We start from the raw sequence: 4,381 nt of genomic DNA, 5'->3' as shown, positions 1-4,381 counted from the left end.
TATCTTTATTTTATAAGCCTTACATCTACTTAGGTTCATTATTTATCTAAGCTTCTTAGGCTCTATTCATTATTAAGTTTTATAAATTTAATTTATAAGCAATTTAAGTTATTATTACATATATTTAATAATCCTCTAATTTTTTATTAGTAGTTTTTAGCTTTTTTATATTTTTAAGGAATAGTTGAAATCAAAAAAATGTTGTGTTATTTTATAATTATGTAATAAACAATTAACTGGAGGTATGTTTTGAGCGATACAAAAATCTTAAAGATTCATAATAAATCAGATAAACCAGATAACATCGTTATCCGTGATAATGACTTAATAGAAAGATGCATAGCAATTGAAAATAATCTTCCAAAGTTTATGAAAGATTATTTTATTTATTTAAAAGGTTCTGTAGCTGTTTCTACTCGACTTGCTTATTTAGAAGATATACAGTTCTTTTGTTCTTATCTAATTGAAACTCAAGAACTAACTTGCGCTAATGAAATAGATCAAATTACCCTAGATGAATTTAAATGTATTAAGGCAAGAGACGTTAATTTATTTCTAGGAGATTATTGTACAAGATATTATAAGCAAACGAATAAAACTACTTTAGTTTATGAAAATAATAATCGTGCCTTAGCTAGGAAAAAATCATCTATCTCTACCCTATTTAAATTCATGTATAGGAATGAACAGCTCGATAATAACATAACTGATGGATTTAATCCTATTAAGCTTCCTAAGCCGCAGCCAGATGCTATAAAACGTCTTGAAATAGATGAAGTTGCTAAGATGTTAGATGCTGTTGAAAGTGGTTATGGTCTTACTGAAAAAGAAAAAGTTTATTGGAGAAAAACTAAGCTTCGTGACAAGGCTATCTTAGCTTTATTTGTTACTTATGGCCTTAGACTTAATGAACTTAGAGAACTTAATGTCTCATCTTTTAATTTTTCTAGAGGTGAATTTAAAATTTATAGAAAAAGAGGTAAAGAAGTTTTAATGCCTATTAACCATACATGTGAGTTAGTTGTTAAAGATTATATCTATAATGAAAGACCTCAAAGTGAAATGTTAAGTGATGAACATAAAGATGCTCTTTTCTTATCTTTACAAAATAAACGTCTTAATCCTAAAGCTATAAGGCAATTAGTTAAAAAATATACGTCTATTTCAATGGAAACTTCAAGAGATAGTGGCTATAGTCCTCATAAATTGCGTGCTACAGCTGCAACTTCTTTAATTCAAAATGGATTTTCTATATATGATGTTCAAAATCTCCTAGATCATGATAACGTAACAACTACTCAACTTTATGCGGCGCATAAAAAACATGTTAAACGTGACATTGTAAATAATTTCGAATGGATTGATGATGATAATAATGAAAATTTATAAAATTATTAATTTATTTATTAAATTGAACATAACAAATTAGTAAAAATAGAAAATTGATTTTTAGGAACGAATGTTTGTGCAAATAGAATCATTGTGCTACAATATAAGTATAAAATATTATTAATAAGGTATTTATCTACTCTTATTAAACTAAATTAAGTTTAGAAAGGAGAGATTTCATGTATTTAGATTTAAGCAGTAAACAAGTAATGATATTACAATTTATTAAAGAACAAATTGCTTTAAAAGGATACCCACCATCTGTTAGAGAAACATGTATGGCAGTAGGTTTAAAATCTACGTCTACTGTTCACTCTCATTTGAATAAACTAGAAAAACAAGGTTACATAAGACGTGACCCAACTAAACCAAGAGCTATTGAGGTTTTAGACTCAAATAAATTCGACCCTGACTTTGGATCTAAGCAAGAAATACTTCAATTACCATTAGTTGGACAAATAACAGCCGGAGCACCGATACTTGCTAGACAAAATATTGAAGAATATATTCCTCTTCCTGCTAACCTAGTTAAAGGATCTGATAACTTTGTTTTAAAAGTTAAAGGAGATAGCATGATTAATGCAGGTATTTTAAATGGAGATTATGTTATTGTAGATAGAAAAAATTCTGCATCAAATTCTGAAATAGTTGTAGCGCTGATCCATAAGGAATATGCTACAGTAAAAAGATTTGAAAAAGATGGTGATTCAATAAAACTTAAACCAGAAAATGACTTTATGGATCCAATAGTTTTAAACTCTAAAGATGTTGAAGTTATTGGTATAGTTACAGGTGTATTTAGAGTTATATAAGTTAAACAAAAAAGATATGGTGCTTATCCATATCTTTTTTATTTAACTTATATAATTTTGATTTTAATTTTATGCTAATTCTAAAGCAATTTCCATCATTTTTGTAAATGCAACTTGTCTATCATGAGATGAGCATTCTTCTCCTGTAAATGGGCAATCTGATATTGTAAGTATAGCTAAAGCATTAACGCCTGCTCTTGCTGCATTCATATAAAGTCCAGCGGCTTCCATTTCCACGCAAAGAACTCCCATTTTATTCCATTTAACTAAGTTGTCAAGTCCTGCATCTGAATAAAATACATCGTTTGAAAGTATATTTCCTACAGTTACTTTAGTACCTTGTTCCTTAGCAGTTTCTATAGCTTTTTGCATTAATTCATAACTTGCTATTGGAGCAAAAGTTCCTGGTAAATTATATTGAGAAGCATAATTTGAATCTGTGCATGCTCCCATTCCTATTATTACATCATGTAGCTTTAATTTTTCATTTATAGCACCTGCTGAACCTACTCTTATTAAGTTTTTAACTCCATAAAACTGTATTAGTTCATATGAATATATTCCTATTGATGGTATTCCCATTCCACTTCCTTGAACAGATATCTTTTTACCTTTATAATATCCTGTATAGCCAAACATTCCTCTTACTGTATTATATTGAACAACATCTTCTAAAAATGTCTCTGCTATAAACTTCGCTCTCAACGGATCTCCTGGCAATAATACCGTTTCTGCTATGTCTCCTAAAGTTGCATTATTATGCGGTGTTGGTGTGCTACTCATTGTGTTTCCTCCTTAATTTTTAAAATTACTTTCTATCTACATGTTGGTAAAATCATAACCATTTTTTAACTTATAATTCATTTTTTACGTCTATGATAGTATACTATAAGTAAAGATATATTTTCTAGCCATAAAATTCAAATCTGCTAACAACTATAATTATTACTTATACCTATTGAAAAAACTTATGCTATATCTATTTGGAGGTGTTTTTTATAAAAAATAATCGACAAAGTAACCAATTAATAGCTTTTCTAATACTAATACCTATGATTATTTTCACATTTTTTGTAACAATAAAATTTCAGTAATTAAAGGTGGTTAGTTTACCACCTTTAATTATCTATATTAATTTCATACTTCATCTCTACTCTTCTTGAAGAATCTCTATCTACAAGTCCATCAGGATTTTTAATAAGTTCAGCTTCAGAACGTCCTATAGCTTCTATATCTTTTAAAACTTTATCTTTATACTTATAATCACCTATTTCATCACCTACAATAAAATTTGCAACACTAAAGGCTCTCCTTTGAGACAAATCTAAATTATATAAATAGCTTCCTACATCGTCTGTATGGCCTTTAATTACTATTTTAGATATATTATCTCCATAATCCTTGTAAATAGTCTCTACATACTTAGGAATGAATATTTTTAACATTTCTTTAGCTTCTGGTTTTAACTCTGAGCTATCTACATCAAACATAGTTTTTTCTCCAAAGGTAACTTGACCTGTAGTTTCATCCACAATTACTGGAAGACCACTTTCCTTTAAAGTTTGTTTAACTGACTCATCTATATTTTTAGCTAAGTCTTTTTCGACAGAGCCTGTAATAGATTCTGAACTAAATAGCATAAGCATAACAACCATTAAAACTGTAGATATCATATCTGTGAAAGTAGGCCAAAAACTACTTTTTTCAAATTCTCTGTTTACAGTTCTTCTGTATTTATTAATCATTTCTATCATCTCCAAATAAAGAATTTGATGATATATTTCTTAACTTATTTATAGGTTTAATTTTAAAATTATTTTGGTAGTTGGGCGACTTAGTCATTTCGTTAGATCTTTGTGAAACTTTTTCATATTTTGATACTTCATTATATTCTTTTACATCATAGACTTCTTCTTCGTATTTTCTTTTATAATCATCCTCCTGCATAGTAGCCATTGTTACAGCTTCTTTATATATGTCTATGTAATCAAATATCATGTTAAGTTTTTGCTCTATGTCTTGAGATGATATAGCTATTACAGAAGCTAGGTGCTTTACTGTTGTATCTAAATTTATTTGTTCATCAGTTAAATTAGCTTGAGTATCAGTTATTTGTTTTTCGTGGTCTACTAATTTTGAGAGTAAGTCTTGAGCAGATCTTTCATATAAAGCAAAGCTTG

4 protein-coding genes and 1 pseudogene are annotated in these 4,381 nt (G+C 28.4%); 2 read left to right on the top strand and 3 right to left on the bottom strand.

What is annotated here, in order from left to right; translation table 11 throughout:
• The first annotated feature begins 249 nt into the window (after positions 1–249).
• Together VLM92_RS14110 and lexA are read left to right on the top strand one after the other, a co-directional pair.
• Positions 250–1,389 carry a tyrosine-type recombinase/integrase gene (locus VLM92_RS14110; RefSeq protein ID WP_325276964.1) on the top strand — a complete coding sequence of 380 codons (1,140 nt, stop codon included), beginning with the start codon at positions 250–252 and terminating at the stop codon, positions 1,387–1,389.
• A 179-nt stretch (positions 1,390–1,568) separates the two neighbouring features.
• Entirely contained in the window at positions 1,569–2,201 is a 633-nt protein-coding gene (gene lexA / locus VLM92_RS14105) for a transcriptional repressor LexA (RefSeq protein WP_325276963.1), read from the top strand.
• Positions 2,202–2,270: 69 nt separating this feature from the next.
• Here lexA and deoD read toward each other — a convergent pair whose 3' ends face one another.
• From deoD to VLM92_RS14090, 3 genes and pseudogenes are all read right to left on the bottom strand, one after another.
• Positions 2,271–2,984 carry a purine-nucleoside phosphorylase gene (gene deoD, locus VLM92_RS14100; RefSeq protein ID WP_325276962.1) on the bottom strand — a complete coding sequence of 238 codons (714 nt, stop codon included), beginning with the start codon at positions 2,982–2,984 and terminating at the stop codon, positions 2,271–2,273.
• A 335-nt stretch (positions 2,985–3,319) separates the two neighbouring features.
• A complete protein-coding gene (locus tag VLM92_RS14095; protein ID WP_325276961.1) occupies positions 3,320–3,946 on the bottom strand; it encodes an OmpA family protein in 627 nt (208 codons plus the stop codon).
• Positions 3,939–4,381 (bottom strand): annotated as a pseudogene (locus tag VLM92_RS14090) (hypothetical protein); the annotation flags it as partial. The gene VLM92_RS14095 and the pseudogene VLM92_RS14090, both read right to left, overlap by 8 nt.

Origin of the sequence: Romboutsia sp., from assembly GCF_035470145.1 — a bacterium.
GTDB lineage: Bacteria > Bacillota > Clostridia > Peptostreptococcales > Peptostreptococcaceae > Romboutsia_D.
The sequence above is the reverse complement of the archived record's forward strand: the minus strand, read 5'-3'. Positions and strand labels throughout refer to the sequence as shown.

Excerpts from the sequence above, each read along its gene's own strand:
- lexA (WP_325276963.1), top strand. The coding sequence starts at position 1,569 with ATGTATTTAGATTTAAGCAGTAAACAAGTAATGATATTACAATTTATT.
- deoD (WP_325276962.1), bottom strand. The coding sequence starts at position 2,984 with ATGAGTAGCACACCAACACCGCATAATAATGCAACTTTAGGAGACATA.
- VLM92_RS14095 (WP_325276961.1), bottom strand. The coding sequence starts at position 3,946 with ATGATTAATAAATACAGAAGAACTGTAAACAGAGAATTTGAAAAAAGT.